The following is a 22,571-nucleotide window of genomic DNA, read 5'->3' as shown; positions in this document are numbered from 1 at the left end:
TTTGAATTATTAAGGTATAAAGTTAAAGGACAAAATAATGAGATGTATTAATAAGGGCATCTTAGATAGGAAATTATATATAGGTATTTTTAATGTATTTCGTGATGTAACATATGAATTAGAAAAATTATTGGTTAATAGGAGAATATTATGAAAAAATCAACACTCATTGATAAATTTTTAGACTTACTCTCTTCAAGAAGTGCACTCAGAGAAATTAATAATAATTTTATTGATGCGGATATTATGAGAGATAGTTCTATAAATCAAAAATATAGTGGACAACGTAAATCGTTAGCGTGGGAATATATTAGTACTTTGAATTTAGAAGATGAATCTGAATTTTCTAAATTACTTAATGTTATAGAAACGTATTTGTTTCAATGGAATATGTATACTCATGAATTAGATGAAGACGAAGAAATTGGTAGATTAATAAAAATTATTAATGCATTGGGCTATGTATATAATAAAGATACAGGAAGAATAACTAAAAATGGAAGTGAAGTTAACTTAAGTACTGTTAAATCTTTAGCAGAAAAATTTGATGTTGAGTATGTATTAAAAGAATGTAATAGAATTGAAAAAGAGGCACAAACGGATCCAGAAGACGCAATTACATCTGCAAAAGCAATGGTTGAAAGTACTTTGAAACATATTTTAGTTTCTGAAGGAGAACAATTTAATAATAATGAAACTTTGAGAGCTTTATATAAAAAAGTAAGTAATATTATGAACCTTTCTCCTGGTGGACATAATGAAAATACTTTTAAAACAATTTTGAGTGGAATGATAAACGTAATTAATGGTCTGGACGAAGTAAGGAATGAATATGGTGACGCACATGGTAAATCAAAGAAAAATTATAAGCCGGAAACTAGACATGCTTCTCTAGCAATCAACGCAGCGCGTACGATAACTGAGTTTCTTTTATCTTCATATAAAAAGGATTAGATATTTGATGATAAACAAACAATTGTATTGGATATATTTATAAAACCCATCATCAACTGATAAGTAGAGCCATATAATAAATAATCCTGAAAATCCACCCAATTTAAAGTATTAATTGGCTGGATTTTCAATTTAGGTTAAATAATATAATGATAATAAACACGACAATTGTAAAACTATTTAATTCTTGTACTTTATCACTAAGATTTAAATAGATAATGATAGGCTTTTTGTTTTTTTGATACAATGTCACAAAGGTCTTTTGAATAATCGAATTCTTTATTATTGATTTTATGTTTCTCTTTACTAATCCCTTTACGATATCCATAGTTATTGAATGCTATTTTGTGATACTAATACCTAATTTTTGGTGTGTATAATTATAAATATCAGGAGTTGCCTGACAAATTTCATTGATTAAAAGATAAGTTGAATAATTGCAACAATGATTAAAATACTTATAATCCATTTTTGTATGAAGTTAGGGATCTTTTTACTTAATTTCAAACCTAAGGGAGCAAAGAGAATACTCCCTATTATTAGAAATAATGCGTCTTCAAAAGGAACAAATCCCTGTATAAGTTTAATGATAAAGGCACCAATTGAAGATATAAAAGCAATTACTATACTATTAGCAACCACCGTATTCATTGGTAATTTGAACAAAACTAATAATATAGGAATGATAATAAAGGCACCACCTGCGCCTACTATACCCGAAATAATACCAACGAAAAGACCTATAATAACTAGTAAAGGTTTATTAAGAGTAGGTTCACCTGAACGAGATTCGACTTTAATGAACATTAATATTAATGCAAGTGAGGCAATGATAATATAAGTCATATTTACAAAAGTAGTATCAAATAAATTTGCTAGAAATGCTCCTAGCATGCTTCCTATAACCATGCCTCCACCCATGTAAATAATTAATTGCGACGAGAATTCTGCTTTTTTTCGAGCTTTCAATGAACCACTTAAAGTACTGAAAAAGACTTGGCTAGAAGTAAGTCCTGATGCTATATATGGGCTATATGCAGGAGCCCCAAATAGTGGTGGTAATAATAAAATAGCTGGATAAATAATAATAGCACCACCTATACCGACTAAACCAGATATAAATCCTCCGAACACTCCGATGAGTAACATAATAACAACTGTAACAATCTCCATTATTTACTTTTCACCAATAAGTTAACTGCTTCATTAATTAATTCTTGAGAGTTTTCTCCATTTTGCTCCGCTGCTTTTACACATTCTATTAAATTTTCACTAATAATAATGCCCATTAAACGCTGTAGGGAACTTTTGGATGCACTAATTTGAGTGATTACATCTTTACAATCTTTTCCTTCTTCCATCATTTTTACAACACCATTTAATTGTCCTTGTACTCTATTAATACGATTAATCATTGTTTTATCATAATTCATGGTTAATTCCTCCACTGTTAATTGAATAAAATCATAATAAATGATTAAAACAACTTTGTCAAATACCCCTATAGGTATTTGACAAAGGTTGGTTTTTTATTTATCATACCCCTATAGGTATTTATAAGGAGGTCATTATGAAAAAATATAGTGAAAAGCATATCAATGAATTAAGTAAAAAAGAATTAGAAAAACTAGCAGGGCAAGGACAATTAATTGATGTCAGAACAGAAGTGGAATATGAGCTGGCACATATAAAAGGTGCGACATTACATCCTGTAGATAAGATTGAATCGTTCAATAAAGATAAAAACAAAACCTATTATATTCACTGTAAAAGTGGTAATAGAAGCGCCAAAGCATGTGAATATTTAGCTAAACAAGGCTATGATGTTGTAAATTTAGACGGTGGCTATAATGCTTATGAAGAACAAAATAATAATCACGATACACAAGAAGAAAATATAAATGTAGAAATCAAAACAGATCGTAAACAACTTAACTATAGTGGTCTTCAATGTCCAGGTCCAATTGTTAATATCAGTAAAGAAGTGAAAAATATTGGAGTAGGTGACCAAATCGAGGTTACAGTTACAGATCCTGGGTTCTTTAGTGACATTAAAGGCTGGGTGAAACAAACAGGACATACGTTAGTTAAACTGGATGAAAGTAATAATGGAATTAATGCCATTATTCAAAAAGAAAAACCAAAAGACTTGGAAGTGAACCATACTGCCAAAGGTACGACAATTGTACTATTTAGTGGTGAGTTAGATAAAGCAGTGGCAGCAATGATTATTGCGAATGGCGCTAAGGCTGCAGGCAGAGATGTAACTATCTTCTTTACTTTTTGGGGACTTAACGCGTTGAAAAAAGAGCAAACAGTTAACGTTAAAAAGAAAGGCATTGCAAAAATGTTTGATTTGATGTTGCCCAAAACATCTGTACGCATGCCACTTTCTAAAATGAATATGTTTGGTTTAGGTAATATAATGATGCGATACGTAATGAAGAAGAAAAATGTTGATTCATTACCATCGCTTATCAATCAAGCTATCGAACAAGATATCAAATTAATCGCTTGCACGATGAGCATGGATGTTATGGGAATTCAGAAAGAAGAGCTCAGAGACGAAGTTGAGTACGGTGGTGTAGGGACTTATATTAGTGATACGGAAAATGCGAATCATAATTTATTCATCTAATTAAATATATTAAAAAAGGAGTTTTAACCATGTTTTTCAAACAATTTTACGATAATCATTTATCTCAAGCATCTTATTTAGTTGGCTGTCAACGTACAGGAGAGGCAATAATAATTGATCCTGTTCGTGATTTAACAAAATATATGGAAGTTGCAGATAGCTCAGGTTTTAAAATTACACAAGCTGCAGAAACACATATTCACGCTGATTTTGCTTCTGGAATTCGAGACGTGGCAGCACGTTTAAACGCCAATATATATGTATCTGGCGAAGGTGATGATCAATTAAGTTATAAAAATATGCCGGAACATACAAATTTTGTTAAAAATCAAGATATTATTCAAGTAGGTAATATTAAATTAGAAGTCTTGCATACACCTGGTCATACCCCCGAGAGTATTAGTTTTTTACTCACGGATGAAGGTGGCGGCTCAAGTGTTCCAATGGGTTTATTTAGTGGTGACTTTATTTTTGTTGGTGATATCGGTAGACCTGATTTACTAGAAAAATCAGTACAAATGGAAGGTACTACAGAGATTGGCGCAAAACAGATGTATCAATCTATAGAAGGTGTTAAAGATTTACCAGATTATATTCAAATATGGCCTGGACACGGTGCTGGAAGCCCATGTGGTAAAGCATTAGGTGCCATACCAATGTCTACGCTAGGTTACGAAAAAATAAATAACTGGGCATTTAATGTGACAGATGAATCTAAATTTGTTGAAACATTAACATCAAATCAACCAGCGCCACCCCATCACTTTGCACAGATGAAAAAAATTAATCAGTTTGGTATGAACATGTATCAACCATACAACGTTTTTCCTAGTTTAGATAATGTAAGAATAGCCTTTGATCTTCGTAGTAAAGAAGCCTTTCATGGCGGTCATACTGAAGGTACAATCAATATTCCTTACAACAAAAACTTCATTAACCAAATCGGTTGGTATTTAGACTATGAAAACAGTATAGATTTAATTGGTGATAAATCTACCGTTGAGCAAGCAACACATACTTTACAATTAATTGGCTTTGATAATGTAGCAGGTTATCGTTTACCAAAATCAGAAATTTTAACCCAATCCATCCATAGCGTTGATATGACTGGTAAAGAAGAATATATACTTGACGTACGTAATGAAGAAGAGTGGAATAATGGGCACTTAGATCAAGCAGTCAATATTCCGCATGGTAAATTATTAAATGAAAATATTCCATTTAATAAAGAGGATAAAATATACGTACATTGTCAGTCAGGTGTTAGAAGTTCAATAGCAGTGGGTATATTAGAAAACAAAGGCTTTGAAAATGTCGTGAATATTAGAGAAGGCTATCAAGATTTACCAGAATCATTAAAATAATTTAAAGATGTGGAAATGTAGTGAGCCCAAAAAGTTTTACTTTTTGGGCTCACTACATAATTAATGGTTTTTACTATCTTTTACATTGAGATAAAGTACTATAATTATACGAAATAAATTATTTTAATTTATAATGGTTACTTTAATAACTATACTTATAAAATTTATTCTTTGATTATGAACGAGAAAGATTAGTAAAACATTATACCTATTATAATGCCTATTAGTACAATAGACCAGGAAGGTAATTTATAATACACCAGGAATACGAATAATGAGCTAGCTAGAACAAAATCTAATTCTGATTTAATAGTTGAAGCCCAAATCGGATTATAAAATGCAGCGATAAGAATACCGACTACACCCGCGCTTATACCTTTTAAAAAACCTTCAGCATAAGTGTTAGATTTAATATCATCCCAAAATGGTAACACTCCAAATAATAATAGAAATGCTGGTAGGAATATAGCGACAGTAGCCAAAACTCCTCCTCCAATACCTTCTATAGACATGCCAATATATGAAGCGAACGTAAATAATGGTCCAGGTACAGCTTGAGCTGCAGCATAACCCGTTATGAAGCTATCAGGTGATATTAAACCTTGTGGTACAAATTCATTTTCTAATAAAGGTAATACGACATGACCACCGCCAAACACTAAAGAACCAGATCTATAAAAACTATCGAACATTCTAAGCCATAAATTATTCGTCATAGAACTAACTATAGGTAATACAATTAATAGTAAAAAAAATAATGAAATTGAAATAAATCCTAACATTTTAGGTAATTTAAATGTCTTCACTCTTAAATTATTTATATCTTTAGAGGTTTCTTTTAAAAAGATAAGACCATATATACCAGTAATAGATAATGCGATTACTTGAATGTAAAGATTATTGATTGTTAGAGATAATATAAGAACAAATAATGCCAATGTAATGGTACTTTTAGTATTTGTTAATTTTTTACCCATACCTATCACGGCTTGGGCAACAATGGCAACAGCTACTAGTTTTAATCCTTGCATCCAAGTTAAACTAGAATCATTGTTAATAAATAATGCTGAAAAAACCATAAGTATAATCACAGAAGGAAGTGTGAAACCAATAAAAGAAATAATTCCTCCCAGAATTCCTCCTCTAATAGTTCCGATACCAATACCAACTTGGCTGCTTGCAGGTCCAGGTAAAAACTGGCATAGGGCTACTAAATCTGAGTATTCTTTTTCATCAAGCCATTTTCTTTTCTTAACATACTCATCATAAAAATAACCTAAGTGGGCAGTTGGTCCTCCAAATGATAGTAATCCAAGTTTTAATGCAACTATAAATATATTTATATATTTATACATAAAAAGCTCCTTGTATTTCGTTGATTAATTTTTTACTTAACTATCAAATTCTTTAATTTTTTTGCCAATTTCATCTCTAACGCGTTGAAATTCTGACCACTCTTTACCTGCTGGATCATCAAAACCCCAATGCTCTTTTTTAACGTTAGGTGGTAAAATAGGACAATTATCGTCTGCATCGCTACATAACGTCACGACCAGATCTGATTGTTTTAAAATATCATTATCAATCAAGTCTGACGTATGGTTTGATATATCAATATCTACTTCTTTCATAGCTTCTATTGCTTTAGGATTAACACCATGTGTTTCAATACCAGCAGAATAGACATTCCAATCTTTGCCCAATACTTCCTTTCCCCAACCTTCAGCCATTTGGCTACGACAAGAGTTTCCTGTACATATAAAATAAATTGTTTTCTTATCCATAATTAAAACCTCATTTCTTAAAATATAATTAGTGTAAGGTATAAACCTAATAGGGTTACAAAAAGGACTGGAATAGTAATGATAATTCCAGTTTTAAAGTATGTTCCCCACGAAATCTTCACACCTTTTTGTGTTAAGACATGTAGCCACAATAATGTTGCTAAAGAACCAATTGGTGTAATTTTAGGTCCTAAATCAGAACCTATGACATTCGCATATACCATTCCCTCTTTAATAGTACCCACTACATTAGATTGTCCAATAGCAATAGCGTCTATTAAAACAGTTGGCATGTTATTCATAACAGAGGATAGAAATGCAGCTATAAAACCCATACCCATGATACTGCTTAATAACCCATAACCTGAAATGTTTGTTAGGACATCCCCAAGAATGGTTGTAATACCTACATTTTTTAGCCCAAATACAACAAGGTACATACCAATAGAGAATACAACAATATTCCATGGTGCTCCTTTAATTACTTGTTTTGTATGAACTGCTTTAGATTTACGAGCTAATATTACAAAAATAAGAGCAATGATACCAGCAATGATTGATACAGGTATTGGTATAAACTCACTAACAAGATATCCAACGAGTAGTACGGCTAATACAATCCATGAAATCTTAAATAATTTAGGATCTTTGATTACATTTTTAGGATCTGAAAGATTTTCTGTATCGAACCTTTTAGGTATAGATTTTCTGAAATATAACCATAAAACGAGGATACTAGCAATCAGAGAGAATATATTAGGAATAAACATTCGACTAAAATACTCAATAAATCCAATATCAAAGTAATCTGCAGAAACAATATTCACTAAGTTACTAACAATTAAGGGAAGTGATGTCGTATCTGCAATAAAACCACTGGCAATAATAAAGGGGAAAATCACTTTTTTATTAAACCCTAAAGTCCTCACCATCGCCAATACAATGGGTGTTAAGATTAAAGCTGCACCATCATTTGCGAAAAATGCTGCTACAACTGACCCTAATAACATAATAAAAACAAACATTTTTAATCCGTTACCATTTGACGCTTTGACCATATGTATCGCGGACCATTCAAAAAATCCAATTTCATCTAATATTAATGAAATAAGAATAACAGCTACAAAGGTTAAAGTAGCATTCCAAACAATGCCTGTTACTTCTATTACATCTGAAAAACTTACGACCCCTGTAATAATCGCAACGACAGCTCCAATTAAAGCTGTAATACCAATATCTAAACCTTTTGGTTGCCAAATTACAAAGGTTAAAGTTAAAAGAAAAATAGCAATAGCAAAAATTGTCATTAACATTCACCTGATTTCATACTTTTACACAGGCAACGTTGATTAGATGTATTAATAACTTTTAAATTTTGAGTAATATCATCTAAAATAGCGTGATTAAGTTGATACAAGTGTTTATTACCATTTTTTCGAGTAGTAACTAAATTGTTATCTATTAATGACTTCATGTGATGACTGAGGGTAGGTTGTGAGAAATGAAAGTGTTCTAACAACTCACAAGCACATAACTCACCACAAGATAATAAATCTAGTATTTCCAATCTACTTGGATCAGAGAAAATTTTGAATATTGATGATAGTTCTTTATAAGACATAAATATACCTCCTAGACATTACATAGATTATCATCTATATTGACTTTTGTCTATGTAATATATTCTAGTGGCTAAATAGAGTTTGAAAATCAGATAATATGCCGCACCACAACTTGATTAACAAAACCATTGTATATATCTATTAGAAAAATGAGATAACTAAAGAAATATAAAAAGAGTTCCATAATATATTCAAGAAAATCTTGTATCCGAAGATATGGCTGAACACAAATAGATACACAATAAATTTATTATAAAAAAATAAAATAATATAATTATTTAAAATTAGAAAAAACGCATAAAGTTATTTAATGATAAGCATAACATATCTCAGGTATTATAAAGTTAATTTAAAAAATAATGATTAAATTAGATACTATTCCAATCACTATGTGCAGTAATAGTGAAAATCTTTTAGCTCTAACGAATCATTATAAATTTTATTTGTTTGAGTAAGGCTGAAACTGACATTAAGTTAAAAAATGGAATCGTTTTAATTAATTTATAAGCTTAAATGCTATTACCTAAATATTTGTTAGCGAATATTTAAAAAGGGTATTTACTCTATAGTATGAAAAAGAGAAAAAAAATAAATATGTAGAAAATCAATGATTTAATAAGAATAACCCAAACTATTTAAAGTAAGAACTATCATTTAAAAGTTGAAAGGAAGGAATGTTATGGCGCGTATATTATTAACAGGTGCTTCTGGATACATTGGAAGTAATTTGATGAAAAAATTAAAAGTTGAAAATGAAATAATTGCTATTTCAAGAAATATAGAAAATAAAGTAGATGAGAAAAATGTAACTTGGAAGAAAGCAGATATATTTTCATTAATTGATGTTGAAAATGTTATGAAAGATATTGATATTGCTATTTACTTAGTCCATTCAATGATGCCGAATTCTAAGCTTACACAAGCTAAATTTGAAGATATGGATTTTTTATTAGCTGATAATTTTGGAAGAGCTGCTAAAAAAGAAGGTGTTAAGCACATTATTTATATGAGTGGTCTAATACCAAAAGAGGATAATCTTTCTCGACATTTAGAGAGTCGATTAGAATGTGAAAAAGTACTTGGTTCATATGGAGTGCCAGTCAGTACACTTAGAGCAGGTTTAATAGTTGGATCGAACGGCTCTTCATATCCAATTTTAAAAAAATTGACACAACGATTACCATTATTGTTGTTACCTAAATGGGCAAATAATATTACACATCCTATCTATATTGATGATGTCATAAATTCAATTACTAAAGTCGTATCAAGAAGGCCTAAACTAAATGAATCAATTGATGTTGGTGGTCCAGATGAGTTGACATATAAGGATTTATTTAAGCAAACGGCTAGTGTTTTAAATAAAAAAATGCCAATGTTTAATTTGCCGATTATACCTTTGATTCTCTCTAAATACTGGATAAGACTTATTAGCGGTGAAAAGAAAGAAATTGTGTATCCTCTTATGGACAGTTTAGTTCATAATATGAGAATGGATAATAAAAATTATATAGAAGGAATATCCGATGGGAAAACTACATTTAAAGAAAGTGTTAAATTAGCATTAAAAAATGAATCATCGAGTAAGAAAAAGAAAAACAAAAGTAAAACGATAAAAAATGTGAAATCTGTTCAAAGGTTTCGAATACCTACTCATATGACTATAGAAGATATAGCAAATGATTATATGGAATGGTTAAATAATCTTAATAATAAAATAATCTCTACTAAATACATTAACGGTAGATACATGATTTCACTTTTTCCTATAAAGAATCCTATATTAATATTAGAAAAGTCGGACTCCCGTTCAGATGTAAATAGGCAACTTCTCTATATAACTGGGGGAGGATTTTCAAAAAATAAAAATAAAGGTAGAGCGAGAATGGAGTTTCGTAGAGTACTAAATAAAAATGAATGTATAGTAGCTATTCATGAATATGAACCTACACTTCCATGGATTATTTATAAACTAACGCAAGCAAGAATACACTTATACGTTATGACTTTATACAATATACATCTAAAGTCAATAGAATATAAAGTTAATAAATTGAATTTAGATAAGATTTAATATCTTTGAATCATAGTGAATATTCAAGGGGGTATATACATGAAAATCTATATTACATTCTTAAAAATTTTAAGGTTTTTTATAAAACAATTTTTAAAAATTTATTGGACTATATGCGGAATAGTATCTTACGTTTTGATCAAATATAAAAAAAATTAAGCTAATACTATGTTTAAAGTTGTTATTAAAAGGTAATATAGGATTAAGAGACTAGAGCTCTTGTCATAATAAGTGAAAGCGAGTTGAAGGATTAATTCCTTGCTCGCTTTTTAGAAGACAATAAATAAGCCCACCTTAATTGATGGGTTCTTTTTATTCCTCAATTATTTCGTCTATATCTTCAATCTCTGTAACATCAACAATTTCATCTTCAATAATTGAACCTAATCTTTTATGAATCTCATCTTCAGTCCAACCTGTTTCTTTAAGTGGTTTACTAATTTTCATGATGTATTCTCCTTAGTGTGATAATTCATTATACACTAAATTGACTAGATTAATTTGGATTATTAATTATATTATAAATATTAGTATTCGATATACATTGCAGGTGTATCTTCTTCAACATATTTAAAACCATACTTTTCGTATAAAAAGTTTGCAGGTGTTTCAGAAATTAAGTTAACATAGCTACCCTTGAAACTATTTTCTTCTATATATGACATGATATGATCCATAACTAATTTTCCAAGTCCTTGTTTTTGATAGTTTGGATGAACAGCAATATCCACTATGTGAAATACCGTAGCACCATCTCCAACCACTCTTCCCATTGCAATAAGTTTTTCTTCATCATAAAATGTAATGTTAAATAATGCATTTTCTAGGCCGATTCTTACAGCTTTTTCATCCTTAATAATTAAATCACATTCTACTATTAGGTGAATGTAATCTTTTACTAAAGGCTTTTGAAAAGAAATATTATATTTCAATATAAAACACTCCAATCACATTAAATACATATTGATTATATACTTAATTAAAGAGAATGTATAAAAATTGTACACCATTTTCACTCTATCTCTAGAATACAATCCATATTTAAAAAGTTAAATTCATCTTAATTGGAGGGTTCTTTTTTCGCCATATTTAAGTTAGACGGAAGAGGTTAAGAATATATAACCACCCATATTACTGGGTGGTCTTTTTATTTTTACTTTTTTTATCATTATTAAATAAAAATTGGTAAAGTAGTTGGAATATTATACCGATTACTGGTATAAGTACAAGATATTCTGCTGGAAGTACATATATTAAAAGTAGACCTACAATTAAGAATGGAATCATTAATGTATAATACATTTTGTGTTTAAACATTTAATCACCTCTTATATGTTATAACTTGTTTATTAATTATTACTACTTATTTCTAGAATATTTAATCCTTCCGATTCCTTTGGTTCCTCGAAGAATGTAGTTAGGTAATTGAAAGTAGATTCAGTATCAAAATTATTCCTTTCTGGTTCCTCTAGTTGTCTTATCTTTAGGTGTTCTAAACACTTTTGATTATCAACATTTATATATATAAGTTTATGATAGGCATTTATTTCATTGGCTATATTTAATAACCATTTTCTTTGTTCCTTAGTGTTTCCTGGAAAATCCATAACTACATCTGTTTCAACACACAATATATTTTGTATATGTTTTTTTAGCAAAGGTTTTATTTGTTTTGACAAATTTTGATAATCTTCCAATGTCTTAACATTATTTGGATACAGACTTTCAAGCCATTCGTCTTCTGATAATAAAACTGCATCTTTTTCTTTCATTAATTGTTTTGACATCGTTGTTTTTCCAGCACCCATTTTACCTGTGAAAAAATATAAAGTTCCTAAATTTTTCATGTTGAATCAACTCCTAAATGGTTTTTAACTCTTTTGCAATATATTCACATAAGTATAATATTTGATCATCTGTCATATTATACTTATAAGTTTTTTGCGATAAAATAAACAATAATAGAATAAATAAGTCTGCGTTGTAGATTAATCGTTAGGACCAGATGAGTTTTCTAATTTATTTTTATCTTTATTATATCTCTCAAGAGCAATAGTAATTAAATTGTTTAATCCTATACCATAATAATTAGCTAATCTTAAAAACAAGTAAAAAGAAGTTTTATTTGCTTTACCGCCTTCAATTTTTGAAATATTACCAGAACTCATACCCAAGTCTTTGGACACATCTTTCTGTTTAATCCCCATATTTTTTCTTTGAAATTGTAACTCTTTAGCAATATACTCGAAAATAACTTCCATCTCTTTTACATTGATATACTCGTAATTATTCACTTGAATCCCTCCTTATTCGGTTTATACAATACAGATATTTATTTTGTTAACAATATATATTAAATGATAGTGATTTTTCATCATGATGTAAATAACAAAAAAAGCCATCAGCATAAAGGCGCTGACGACTAAATTTCATTAATTAATTGAAGCGGATAACAATATTTTGTTAAACCGTAAGTATTTATGGATGTTATAATATTGAGTAGGGCGAGTTGGATAGATGGTGGCTAATCTCATGGAAATGGGGTGATGCCTAGGATTTATATAAATGGCTTCAACTTCTTTTCAAGAAAGGAGAAGCATGACTGATTATGAAATGCTTATGGTTGTTTTAACAATCATTGGCTTAGTATTGATTAGCAATATAGATCACAAAAATAACCATCCAACTTTGACCGGTTAATGGTTATTTTTATAACTATTGAAAAAGTCACCGTCTATATAACGGGCCTTAAAGGGGTAACATGTTCACGCATGTTACCTCTTTTTTATTGCTCTTAATTACACTTATATAATAACACATTGTCTACGTTGTAGACAATTTTTGAGTTCAAAAAAGTGTTATAAGATGAGAATGTTTTATAATTTTTAATTGTATAGGGATTGTTAAAGTTTCAAAGAATGCCGTAAATAATACAATTAAAATAAAGTAATTACGATTTCTTTAGCTCCCAAATAGATTAGGAATAAACTTCCTAATAAACTAATCATTTTAATAAAAATATTAAGTTTATAAATATTAGCAATTTGAATTATAAGAGCTAAGAATATTAGCCAAAGAATTTGATAAACAATATGAGTAATTCCTAAATTCAGATATTGAATTGTAATACTGTCATAGGTGGTGAAAATAGTTGGAGCGATTGTTAGATATAATAAGACAGGTTTTATATTGAGAATATTAGCAATATAAATGGTTTTTATCTTATTTATGTAAACTGTATTTTGGGTTTTCTTAAAGAGGTTTTTTATCATAGATATTGCTATAAAAATAAGAAAAACTGAACCTAAAATACGTATTGTGTTTATTAAAAAAGGAAATTTAATTAGTATTGTTGAAATACCGAATGTTACTAAAAGAATATGTGTTATTATACCTAAAATGGTGCCAATAATAACTTTATAAACACCTTTAAATCCTTGATTTTTCACATTAATTATTGTGAAATTAAAACTTGCTCCAGGTGATATTATAAAAGGAGTTAAGATTAACAAATAGGACCAAATCATACTTGAATTCTCCTTTGGCTTTTAAGATTTTGAGATTCAATTTTACACTAAGCAAAAAAGAAGAAAGGTTACGCGTTTGATACGAACTCACTCTATTTTTAATGTGTTTATTTTGGGGCAAATATTTTTTACACTTTATATAATACCAATTATGTGTAGATGGTCCGCGATTTATCTAATTCCTGTTGTATACCTTATACCTAAAATTATAGAGTACTAGATTTCATTAAAGTTTTGAAGCGGATAATAATATTTTGTAAAACATAAGGGTCTATAATTGTTATAATATTGAGTAGGGCAAGTTGGATAGAGGGTGGCTAATCTCATTGATGTGAGATCATTCCTATGATTTATACAAACGGCTTCAACTTTAGGGGAAAATTTGTCTCAAAATTTCATTAAAATCTTCTTTACTAATTTCTATATTTAATTCTTTATGGAAATTTTTTAGTGTTGTAAATCTGTATTTTTTTATTTGTGATGATACGTCCTCGTTGTTATTTATTTTACTACATAATGTGATGTATCCTTTAATATAATTAGTGATACGTAATTGTAGCCTACTAAAATTATTTAAGTAAAAAATCTTCTCTTCTTCATCATTAAATATGTATTGAACCTTTGTATTAACATGCTTTTTTTCGATAATAGTAGTTTTACTAAAATCTAAACCTTTTAAATATGTATTTCCTTCTGATAAATATGTTTTATAAGCAAAAATATGGGGAGCTTTAATAAAATGTGGCTTTAATTTAGAACGTAAGGGAACAGCAATTAAATGATCGTTAATATCAACTATCATAACGCCATGACCTCTATTAGAATCTTCCTGAAATTCATCTAAATTTCCCATTTCCTTATAATAAGAATCATTCATAAGCATGAAATATAAACTATTTTTTGCAAACATTTCTTTCATCCCACTTTATATATAAAAAAAGAGAGTTTCTTTTTGAAGTCGCCTCTCTTACGACTTTTCTCAACTGAGGAATTTTTATTTATAGTCAATATATTCCTTTGACTTTATCTTAACTTAATTTTAATATATTGCTTCCCAATAGTCAAACAAGTAGTTTTTAGTATAGTTATTAACAATGGGGTGATGCCTATGATTTTAGTTTTTACTCCTGGTAAGGAGCAACATGTCTGATTATGAAATGCTTATGGTTGTTTTTGCAATCATTGGCTTAGTATTAATTAGAGATATAGATCAAAAAAATAACCATTCCCAACTTTTGCGCGAGTAGGTAGAATGGTTATTTTTACAATTTTACTAAAAGCCACCGTCTATATAACGGGCCCTTGAGGGGTAACATGCGCTAACATGTTGCCTCTTTTTTTCTTGCTCTTATTTACTCTTTTGCATTAACATAAACGTGCTACCATTTCAATTTTATACTAAGCTAAAAACACGAGTTGATTATTTTTTAATGTATTTTATTCACTCTTTTTATAATACCAATCATTACTCTAATTAAAGGTATTAGTCTTGATATTCCTAATAACATAATTTCCTTCTTTTTTGTTTAAAAATTCAAATTTCCACTTGTTTGATATTGCACTCTAAGGTGTATTGTTTAATTATACTTAAAGGAGGTAATAAGATGAGTAAATATGAATCATTAAATGGTAAAGTCGTTGTAATTGCTGGTGGTGCCAAAAATTTAGGTGCTTTGTTAAGTAAGTCTTACGCAAAAGAAGGCGCAAAAATTGTTGTACATCATCATAATGATAATAGTAAGCAACAAGCTGAGGCAACATTAGATGAAATTAAATCATTGGGTTCAGAAGGAACTTTATTTTCCGGAGATCTCACAGAAGTAAAAAATGTGGAAGATTTATTTAAGCACGCTGAATCTACTTTAGGAAAAGTTGATATTGCAATTAACACTGTTGGTAAAGTACTCAAAAAACCTATTTCTGAAATAACTGAAGATGAGTTTGACACTATGTCAGCTATTAATGCTAAATCGGCTTATTTCTTTATACAATATGCAGAAAAACATATGAATGATAATGGGAAAATTATAACACTTGCAACATCTTTACTTGCTGCATATACGGGTTATTATTCTACTTATGCTGGTGAGAAAGCACCTATTGAACACTATACTCGTGCTGCGTCAAAAGAATTTATGGATAGAGGTATTTCTGTTAATGCAGTTGCACCTGGTCCAATGGACACACCTTTCTTCTACCCTCAAGAAAGCGACGAAGCCGTAGAGTTTCATAAATCACAAGCATTACACAATCAATTAACAGATATCAATGATATTGCACCAATTATTAAGTTTTTAACAACAGATGGTTGGTGGATTAATGGACAAACTTTATTTGCAAATGGTGGTTATACAACACGCTAAATAAGGAGGAGAATTTTATGTATTATTTTTTAGCCTCTTATAATGGGGATACTACAACTATAAGTATTATTACCAAAGAAAAAGTCATAGATGAAAAAGAAACATATATAAATGTAGATAACTATGTTGAATATTTAGCAAAAGCAATTATAGAGCTATCTCATCGAAATAGCTTATTTCATAATGATATAAACGGTATTGGTTTATTAATTTCAAATATTGGTGAAATATACTATAAAGATATTAATAGACTAAAAAATGATTTAGAATCTACTTTTGGATTTAAAGCAATTATTGAATCAAACTATGAGACATTAATTCTAAATTTAACTGCTTAAAATTTTTAAATAATTAATCAAAAAAAGTTTATAAATGAGAGGTAGCCATACAGAGCTGCCTCTTCTTGTACTAAGGAGGTAAAATAGTGAACGTAAAAAAAGCAGCTGAAAGTGTCGGTATAAGTGAGCATACCATTAGATATTATGATAAATCAGGCCTATTTCCATTTATTGAAAGAGATAACAATGGTTACCGTGATTTTAAGGTTGAAGATTTGTATTGGTTAGAATTCATAAAATGTATGCGTCAAACACACATGCCTGTTTCCAAATTAAAAGAAATAGCTGAACTTTATGATCAAGGACGCTCTACAGTTTTAGAAAGGAAAAAAATATTTATCGAACACCAAGAAAATCTAATTAAACAAAAGGAACTTATCGACCAAGCTTTAAAAACTTTGGATGATAAGTTCAAATTATTAGAAAAAGAGGGTGATTGTTAAATGATCAAGAAAGAAGTTAGTATGTCCGAATTGTTTTTTGATTTAGTCTTTGTATATGTTCTATCTACTATTAATCATACTGTTGAACATATATCTTCTAATCTAGTATCGTTGGAAAGCTTAGTAAAGACATTTATGTTATTCCTTGTATTTTTTGCTATTTGGACTTACAGAACATTTTTAGAAAATCGATTTTTTAAAAAGAAATGGTATCAATACATTTTTGTATTTACAGATATGTTTCTCATATTACTACTTTTAAAGTCTATTAACAGTAATAGATACAATGAAAATACAGGCTATGAAAATTATAATTTCTGCTAATGTTACCAAAAAGATCACTTCCTTTGAAACTGATCAAACTACGATGTGCTATTTATTTTTATGACTTTACAACAGAAAAGGCGATGTCATAAAGCTTAAGAATAATGAGTGTTTTTTGGATAAGAAAGAAAGGAATGAATGACTCAGTCAGTACTTTTAAAGTTTAAATCTATTTGCTTATTGCCAATATCAAAAAACTTATGGTCATGTGTTGCCATTATTATTGTTATACCTTTTTTATTTAATTCTTCGAAGATATCCATAATATTAAAAGCATTTGCTTTATCTAAATTGCCGGTCGGTTCGTCAGCAATAATTAAAGAAGGTTCTTTTAAAATTGCTCTTGCAATAGAGATTCTTTGCTGTTCTCCGCCGCTACAAGTATATACTTTGGTCTTTAAAGGTATATGAGATATTCCTAATTGATTAGTAACTCGTTCAATTTTATTTATATCTTTTTTAGAAATATTTAAAGGTAAGGTTAAATTTTTAAGAATACTTTCATTCTCTAATAGTCCATAATTTTGATAAATATAGGCAATGTCTTTTCGTCTAAATAATCTTTTGTTTTTTTCATTATGAATAGGTGTTTCATTGAATGTTACTTCACCAATATCTGGAGATTCTAATAATCCAAAAATATTTAATAAGCTTGATTTTCCTGTTCCACTTGCCCCTTTTATAATAACAAAATCACCTTTGTTTATACTATAATTAAAATTTTTTATAATATTTTTATTGTCATATGATTTATGAATATTTTTAAGTTTAATCATCTTTTTTTCCTTTCAATACTTCATTTGTATTTTCTTTATTCAATTTTATAAACGAATAATAAAATATAATTATTTCAATTAAAATGATGCTAATAAAGATAAAATAAGATATGATGTTTTGTTGGATTAAAATTAGGATTGCCATTAATAAATTAATAAATAAAAGGAACGCTAAAATTGACTTGTGAATTTGAAAATAACTATACCCTAAATTACGTTTGATAAATATTAGGTATTGATAAGATGTGAAATATAATCTAATAAAAGTGAATGTCATCATTATAAATGTTATTCCTGTCATAAAAGCTAATAGCGTATATTTAACTGTATTTACTTTTAGATTATTAACTTCGTCTACTTTTGTATCGTAAACAGACATGACACTTGGTATATAGCCATCTATATTATATTTCTCTAAACCTTTTCTTATAGTCATATAAGGATTATCCAACTGGCTCTTAAAGAAATAGCTTGTAGAAAAATATGTTCCAAAATTAAGAGGATCTGTATTACCACTTTCGATTATAGCAATTGGTGCAACTATTATATTTTTTTTCCCACCAATTTCATTATCATATGTATGGTAACTAACTTGGTTATTTGTCCATATAATATTAATTTTTAAGTTTTTATTTGTTTTATTTTTATAATGCTCTATATCTTTTCTAAATGTAAAATTATCTTTAAAATTATCTTCAATTATTTCACCATATTTTTTATATTTTATGGGAACAATAATGTTTTGTGTATTATCACTATGGACAATACAATTTAAGACATCTTTGTTATTATTTGTTTTGATTCGATGTTCTTTTAAATAATTTTTGTCTACTGTAATTGTTTTACCATCAGGTTCTATATTTGTATTTTCTTTTTCATTTAATTTATATAGTGGTCTTCCATCAGAATTATAAAAGTTCCCTGTATCAATAATAAATCCTTTATTATATGAACTATTATAATAGTTTTTCAAATTACTATTAAATTTTTTAGCTAGTTCTTCATTTTTTATTTGACCTAAATCTAAAATTTCTGTTTTATAAGTATCTTTTGAAACATTCCAGTGCTTAATGCTACTTTGTTGATTTTTATATTCTTTATAATTTTTCACCAAGTTATCAGTTGATAAGGATAAAAATATAACTGCAATTATAGATAGTGCCATATATGTATACATCATTAAAAACGGATTACTTTGTTTAATATTTTTAGAATATTGCTTTATAAAAATATTAAACGTGATAATTATAATACCAACACATAAAATAGTTAAGAAGAATGTCGTACATAAAGTAAGAACTATTACATATATGAGATGATTGTCTTTAAAAATAAATAGATACATAAGTATACTTAAAACTACATTGATAAGTGTGTAACTTAAAAAATAGTATTTTAAATCGTTGAACAAAAAAATAATGTGATTGAATTTACTGTATCCTAAATCATATAATAATTTATTATCATTCTTTTTACTTTGTAAATAATGTATAAATACCGATAAAAGTATAAATAAGAATAAACTTGAGAGAATTATAGTAAATTGATCAATTTGAATATGCTGATTTACTGTGTTGTCAACTTTTTGTGCTGAACCAACATTCTTATTTATTAAACCAATTATTTTTTCTATGTTTTGCTTATCACCTGAAAGGAAATATGTACCTTCTTCAGATAGATTAGTATTGCTTAAATCGTATACTTTAACTTTCAGTTTGCTATCGAATAAATTGAGATTTTTATTTTTATCTACCTTTTGTTTTAATTGTATATCTGTTGTATTGATTGTAATCTTATCATTACTTAAATAGGTCACCTTAGTAATTGGTACATTATACTCTCTCGATAATTTTTTAAAATAATGTGTAGAATCTTTGCTGTATTGTTTTTTTGTATCGAAAGCAAATTGAATTTTTTCGCTTTGTTTTTCTATAGTATTGTAAAATGATAATGATTTATAAGAGTCAATTAAAATAAAATTTACGATAAGAGATAGAACTATTGCTAGTATTAATATGATTTTTTTCATGTTTACCTCGATTCTATAAAAAGAGCCCACTAAGAACTATTATCTTAATGGGTAATATTTCAACTATTTATGATCATAGTAAGATTTGTTACCGGAACCAGTTTTTTTAACATGTCCTTTAGAATATGTACCTGCTTTTTTCCAACCACCATCTCCAACAATCCCTTTTCCATTAATTGCTATTCCTCTAGCTGATTTTTTATAGTGTTTATATTCTGATACTACTGTTTTATTTCGTATACCTCTAATCCAAAAACCACCACTTTTCTTGCCTGTTGTTATTGCTCTTGTTGTAATATCAGAATTATTATCATGAGTTTCCGACTGTATTAAACCATTGTAATTATCTACGTTCTCAGAGCCACCATTAACACTTATAACATCAGCTTTTGCTATGCCTACAATGCCTAAACTTGATATTCCTAAAGTTAAAGCAGATGCTAAAATAAATTGCTTTTTTATATATAAACACTCCCAAATATTATTTTATTCAATTTAAGTGTATATTAAGAAGTAAAGAATTGGTAGTGTTTCTTAAAATTATAATAATAATTTTATTTTTTAAATGTATAGAAGTGTTTTTTAGAAATTTTTATTGAATTTATTTTTCTGTTTTATTAATTTGATTATAAATGTAATTATTAAACTTGGTATAATGAAATGAAGATAAATAGTTAAATTTATGTAAACACTTTAGTTTACTACTCACTAGGTATATACCCACTAAAAGCTTTATATTATGCAAGGTTTAAAAGGGCATTGCTTTTAATCTATATGATAGATGAAACGTATCAAGTAGATGATATTATAAGAACATGGATCGATTGAAAATATCTCAAATAGTGTTCTTGGAATAAATGGAAGTGGATTATAACTCTTCTAGAGAGGCAAATAATATATTGAGTGTATGTATCATTGTATTTATATCTGTATTTATCATAACGGTAGTCAAATAAAAAATGTTGAAGGGGATGTCTTATGAAACAACTAGTTGAATTAGATAAAGGGTTATTAGAGATAGAAATTTATGGGACAGGGCAACCAATTATATTTTTTACGGGATTATATAGTCATTTAAGTGAGTTTAGAGAAATTGCTATGAGATTAAAAGATAACTATCAATGTATATTATTTAATAGACCCGGTTTGGGTGAAAGTACTATAAATACAAATGATTTAAACGTAACGCATACGTCTAAAATAGTATCTAAGATGTTAGATGAAAAATTAATAAAAGATAAAGTGATTTTAGTAGGACACTCACACGGTGGATTATGCGTACAGCGTTTTATACAAATGTATCAATAACGTGTTAAATCTATATTATTGATTGATTCAACATCTGTTGATGAACAAATATTAGATGAATTAGATGCACCTGAGTTAAATAAGGGAACGACAGAAGAAGACTTTATAAAGTTTTGTGACAAAATGAAAGAACTGGATAAAGAAGCTATAAAAAAAGAAATCGATATATCTCAATATAATGATGAATTAATTAATTTTTATACGTCTCCTAACTTATATAGAGCAATGTTCTATGAAGTGTCAAATTGGAGAAAAGATACAAAACTCATAAAAAAAGAATTTAAACAGGTGAATGTACCGCTAATAGTTTTAGGAAGGGATAAAAATTATAGTATCCAAGAGTTAGTAAAGGAAAATATACAGTATAAAGAAGCATACTTATTTGAGTCTACATGGCATAAATTGATTGAGAATCAAAGATTAATAAGTAGAATCAACACAGTGAAATATATCCCTAATACAACCCATAAAATACACTTGAGTAATCCAGAAAAGATTATTCAAAATATAAAGTTATTAGAGAAAATGATTAAGTAGAAGCTTAGGAAGCAATTAAGTAATAAAATTATTTTCGAAAAAAATCGTGAATTACATGATAAATTCAGTGCAGAAATGATTCTTATAAACTATTATTAAATAAAATTTTTATTTTAATAATTCGAAAAAAGTGTATACATACACTTAAAAAGATTATATAATATTTTGTGCAATAAAATGACGAAAATAGAAAGAGGTATTGAATGAAAAGGGATAGAAAGCAGACATTTTCAATAAGAAAACTTACAATGGGAACTGGTTCAATATTATTGGGTATTACAATTTTTACTACACTAACTAGTCAAGAAGTTAAAGCTAGTGAAATTGGTAATATTCATGGAACAGATAACACATCAGTAGAAAAACCAGTAGAAACTAATGATGAAGAGGTTCAAGAAGAAGTAACAAAAGAGGGAACAGGCAACGCATCAGTAGAAAAACCAGTAGAAACTAATGATGAAGAGGTTCAAGAAGAAGTAACAAAAGAGGG

At 28.4% G+C, this 22,571-nt stretch carries 27 protein-coding genes; 12 read left to right on the top strand and 15 right to left on the bottom strand.

All coding sequences use genetic code 11. The features are described from left to right. Nucleotides 1-150 precede the first annotated feature (150 nt). Nucleotides 151-954 carry an abortive infection family protein gene (locus tag ACJTHF_RS10975; protein WP_084756354.1) on the top strand — a complete coding sequence of 268 codons (804 nt, stop codon included), beginning with the start codon at nt 151-153 and terminating at the stop codon, nt 952-954. 417 nt (nt 955-1,371) lie between these two features. Here the strand turns inward: ACJTHF_RS10975 and ACJTHF_RS10970 are convergent, their stop codons facing one another. Further along, entirely contained in the window at nt 1,372-2,127 is a 756-nt protein-coding gene (locus ACJTHF_RS10970) for a sulfite exporter TauE/SafE family protein (RefSeq protein WP_232157022.1), read from the bottom strand. Next, nucleotides 2,127-2,387, bottom strand: a complete 261-nt coding sequence (gene cstR, locus ACJTHF_RS10965) for a persulfide-sensing transcriptional repressor CstR (protein ID WP_070373493.1) — start codon at nt 2,385-2,387, stop codon at nt 2,127-2,129. Before cstR ends, ACJTHF_RS10970 begins: the two co-directional genes overlap by 1 nt. Before the next feature lie 137 nt (nt 2,388-2,524). Here cstR and cstA point away from each other — a divergent pair, with 137 nt between their 5' ends. Continuing rightward, the gene (gene cstA, locus ACJTHF_RS10960) at nt 2,525-3,592 is read left to right on the top strand and encodes a persulfide response sulfurtransferase CstA (RefSeq protein WP_078354841.1); all 1,068 of its coding nucleotides are present in this window, start codon (nt 2,525-2,527) and stop codon (nt 3,590-3,592) included. A 29-nt stretch (nt 3,593-3,621) separates the two neighbouring features. Beyond that, complete coding sequence (gene cstB, locus ACJTHF_RS10955; RefSeq protein WP_232157020.1) at nt 3,622-4,956, top strand: persulfide dioxygenase-sulfurtransferase CstB; 1,335 nt, start codon at nt 3,622-3,624, stop codon at nt 4,954-4,956. A 191-nt stretch (nt 4,957-5,147) separates the two neighbouring features. Here the strand turns inward: cstB and chrA are convergent, their stop codons facing one another. From chrA to ACJTHF_RS10935, 4 genes are read right to left on the bottom strand one after another with little or no spacing between them, the layout of a single operon-like run. After that, complete coding sequence (chrA, locus tag ACJTHF_RS10950; RefSeq protein ID WP_078354839.1) at nt 5,148-6,311, bottom strand: chromate efflux transporter; 1,164 nt, start codon at nt 6,309-6,311, stop codon at nt 5,148-5,150. A gap of 36 nt (nt 6,312-6,347) precedes the next feature. Then, the gene (gene arsC / locus ACJTHF_RS10945) at nt 6,348-6,740 is read right to left on the bottom strand and encodes an arsenate reductase (thioredoxin) (RefSeq protein WP_031920609.1); all 393 of its coding nucleotides are present in this window, start codon (nt 6,738-6,740) and stop codon (nt 6,348-6,350) included. 17 nt (nt 6,741-6,757) lie between these two features. Continuing rightward, nucleotides 6,758-8,047 (bottom strand): arsenite efflux transporter membrane subunit ArsB, encoded by a 1,290-nt coding sequence (gene arsB, locus ACJTHF_RS10940; RefSeq protein WP_078354838.1) that lies wholly within the window; start codon nt 8,045-8,047, stop codon nt 6,758-6,760. Next, on the bottom strand, nt 8,047-8,361 hold the full coding sequence (locus tag ACJTHF_RS10935) for an ArsR/SmtB family transcription factor (protein ID WP_232157018.1): 315 nt from the start codon (nt 8,359-8,361) through the stop codon (nt 8,047-8,049). Before ACJTHF_RS10935 ends, arsB begins: the two co-directional genes overlap by 1 nt. Nucleotides 8,362-9,041: 680 nt before the next feature. On the opposite strand from ACJTHF_RS10935, the gene ACJTHF_RS10930 reads away from it, so the two are divergent. Further along, the gene (locus ACJTHF_RS10930; protein WP_058611747.1) at nt 9,042-10,436 is read left to right on the top strand and encodes an NAD(P)H-binding protein; all 1,395 of its coding nucleotides are present in this window, start codon (nt 9,042-9,044) and stop codon (nt 10,434-10,436) included. A 312-nt stretch (nt 10,437-10,748) separates the two neighbouring features. Here the strand turns inward: ACJTHF_RS10930 and ACJTHF_RS10925 are convergent, their stop codons facing one another. From ACJTHF_RS10925 to ACJTHF_RS10905, 5 genes are all read right to left on the bottom strand, one after another. Next, the gene (locus ACJTHF_RS10925) at nt 10,749-10,883 is read right to left on the bottom strand and encodes a hypothetical protein (protein WP_269668966.1); all 135 of its coding nucleotides are present in this window, start codon (nt 10,881-10,883) and stop codon (nt 10,749-10,751) included. 80 nt (nt 10,884-10,963) lie between these two features. Next, nucleotides 10,964-11,368, bottom strand: a complete 405-nt coding sequence (locus ACJTHF_RS10920; RefSeq protein WP_232157016.1) for a GNAT family N-acetyltransferase — start codon at nt 11,366-11,368, stop codon at nt 10,964-10,966. 199 nt (nt 11,369-11,567) lie between these two features. Then, entirely contained in the window at nt 11,568-11,753 is a 186-nt protein-coding gene (locus ACJTHF_RS10915; RefSeq protein ID WP_208183010.1) for a hypothetical protein, read from the bottom strand. A gap of 32 nt (nt 11,754-11,785) precedes the next feature. After that, nucleotides 11,786-12,283 (bottom strand): AAA family ATPase, encoded by a 498-nt coding sequence (locus tag ACJTHF_RS10910; RefSeq protein ID WP_208183009.1) that lies wholly within the window; start codon nt 12,281-12,283, stop codon nt 11,786-11,788. A 141-nt stretch (nt 12,284-12,424) separates the two neighbouring features. After that, nucleotides 12,425-12,730, bottom strand: a complete 306-nt coding sequence (locus ACJTHF_RS10905; RefSeq protein ID WP_208183008.1) for a helix-turn-helix domain-containing protein — start codon at nt 12,728-12,730, stop codon at nt 12,425-12,427. Between the two features lie 271 nt (nt 12,731-13,001). Here ACJTHF_RS10905 and ACJTHF_RS10900 point away from each other — a divergent pair, with 271 nt between their 5' ends. Continuing rightward, nucleotides 13,002-13,136 (top strand): hypothetical protein, encoded by a 135-nt coding sequence (locus ACJTHF_RS10900; RefSeq protein ID WP_232157014.1) that lies wholly within the window; start codon nt 13,002-13,004, stop codon nt 13,134-13,136. A 236-nt stretch (nt 13,137-13,372) separates the two neighbouring features. On the opposite strand, the gene ACJTHF_RS10895 is transcribed toward ACJTHF_RS10900, so the two are convergent. Together ACJTHF_RS10895 and ACJTHF_RS10890 are read right to left on the bottom strand one after the other, a co-directional pair. Then, nucleotides 13,373-13,963: a LysE family translocator gene (locus ACJTHF_RS10895; protein WP_208183007.1), complete on the bottom strand. Its 591-nt coding sequence runs from the start codon at nt 13,961-13,963 to the stop codon at nt 13,373-13,375. Nucleotides 13,964-14,333: 370 nt separating this feature from the next. Beyond that, the gene (locus ACJTHF_RS10890; protein WP_252572259.1) at nt 14,334-14,882 is read right to left on the bottom strand and encodes a hypothetical protein; all 549 of its coding nucleotides are present in this window, start codon (nt 14,880-14,882) and stop codon (nt 14,334-14,336) included. Nucleotides 14,883-15,567: 685 nt separating this feature from the next. Between ACJTHF_RS10890 and ACJTHF_RS10885 the strand changes: the two genes are divergently transcribed. The 4 genes from ACJTHF_RS10885 to ACJTHF_RS10870 all read left to right on the top strand — a co-directional run bounded on the left by ACJTHF_RS10885 (nt 15,568) and on the right by ACJTHF_RS10870 (nt 17,431). Beyond that, complete coding sequence (locus tag ACJTHF_RS10885; protein WP_106417469.1) at nt 15,568-16,326, top strand: SDR family oxidoreductase; 759 nt, start codon at nt 15,568-15,570, stop codon at nt 16,324-16,326. A gap of 17 nt (nt 16,327-16,343) precedes the next feature. Next, complete coding sequence (locus ACJTHF_RS10880) at nt 16,344-16,664, top strand: hypothetical protein (protein ID WP_232157010.1); 321 nt, start codon at nt 16,344-16,346, stop codon at nt 16,662-16,664. Nucleotides 16,665-16,750: 86 nt separating this feature from the next. Next, entirely contained in the window at nt 16,751-17,107 is a 357-nt protein-coding gene (locus ACJTHF_RS10875; RefSeq protein WP_058590996.1) for a MerR family transcriptional regulator, read from the top strand. Continuing rightward, nucleotides 17,108-17,431 (top strand): low temperature requirement protein A, encoded by a 324-nt coding sequence (locus tag ACJTHF_RS10870; RefSeq protein WP_048542819.1) that lies wholly within the window; start codon nt 17,108-17,110, stop codon nt 17,429-17,431. Nucleotides 17,432-17,574: 143 nt separating this feature from the next. Here ACJTHF_RS10870 and ACJTHF_RS10865 read toward each other — a convergent pair whose 3' ends face one another. Further along, nucleotides 17,575-18,207, bottom strand: a complete 633-nt coding sequence (locus ACJTHF_RS10865; protein WP_048542817.1) for an ABC transporter ATP-binding protein — start codon at nt 18,205-18,207, stop codon at nt 17,575-17,577. Then, complete coding sequence (locus ACJTHF_RS10860; protein WP_048542815.1) at nt 18,200-20,236, bottom strand: DUF1430 domain-containing protein; 2,037 nt, start codon at nt 20,234-20,236, stop codon at nt 18,200-18,202. Before ACJTHF_RS10860 ends, ACJTHF_RS10865 begins: the two co-directional genes overlap by 8 nt. Before the next feature lie 978 nt (nt 20,237-21,214). On the opposite strand from ACJTHF_RS10860, the gene ACJTHF_RS10855 reads away from it, so the two are divergent. From ACJTHF_RS10855 to ACJTHF_RS10845, 3 genes are all read left to right on the top strand, one after another. After that, nucleotides 21,215-21,544 carry an alpha/beta fold hydrolase gene (locus tag ACJTHF_RS10855; protein WP_107617370.1) on the top strand — a complete coding sequence of 110 codons (330 nt, stop codon included), beginning with the start codon at nt 21,215-21,217 and terminating at the stop codon, nt 21,542-21,544. Between the two features lie 18 nt (nt 21,545-21,562). Beyond that, entirely contained in the window at nt 21,563-22,081 is a 519-nt protein-coding gene (locus ACJTHF_RS10850) for a hypothetical protein (RefSeq protein WP_107617371.1), read from the top strand. Nucleotides 22,082-22,284: 203 nt separating this feature from the next. Then, nucleotides 22,285-22,571, top strand: a 287-nt coding sequence (locus ACJTHF_RS10845; RefSeq protein WP_407812619.1) for a YSIRK-type signal peptide-containing protein, incomplete at its 3' end; no start/stop codon positions are given.

This window comes from Mammaliicoccus sp. RAM2, from assembly GCF_045897195.1.
GTDB lineage: Bacteria > Bacillota > Bacilli > Staphylococcales > Staphylococcaceae > Mammaliicoccus > Mammaliicoccus sciuri.
The sequence above is the reverse complement of the archived record's forward strand: the minus strand, read 5'-3'. Positions and strand labels throughout refer to the sequence as shown.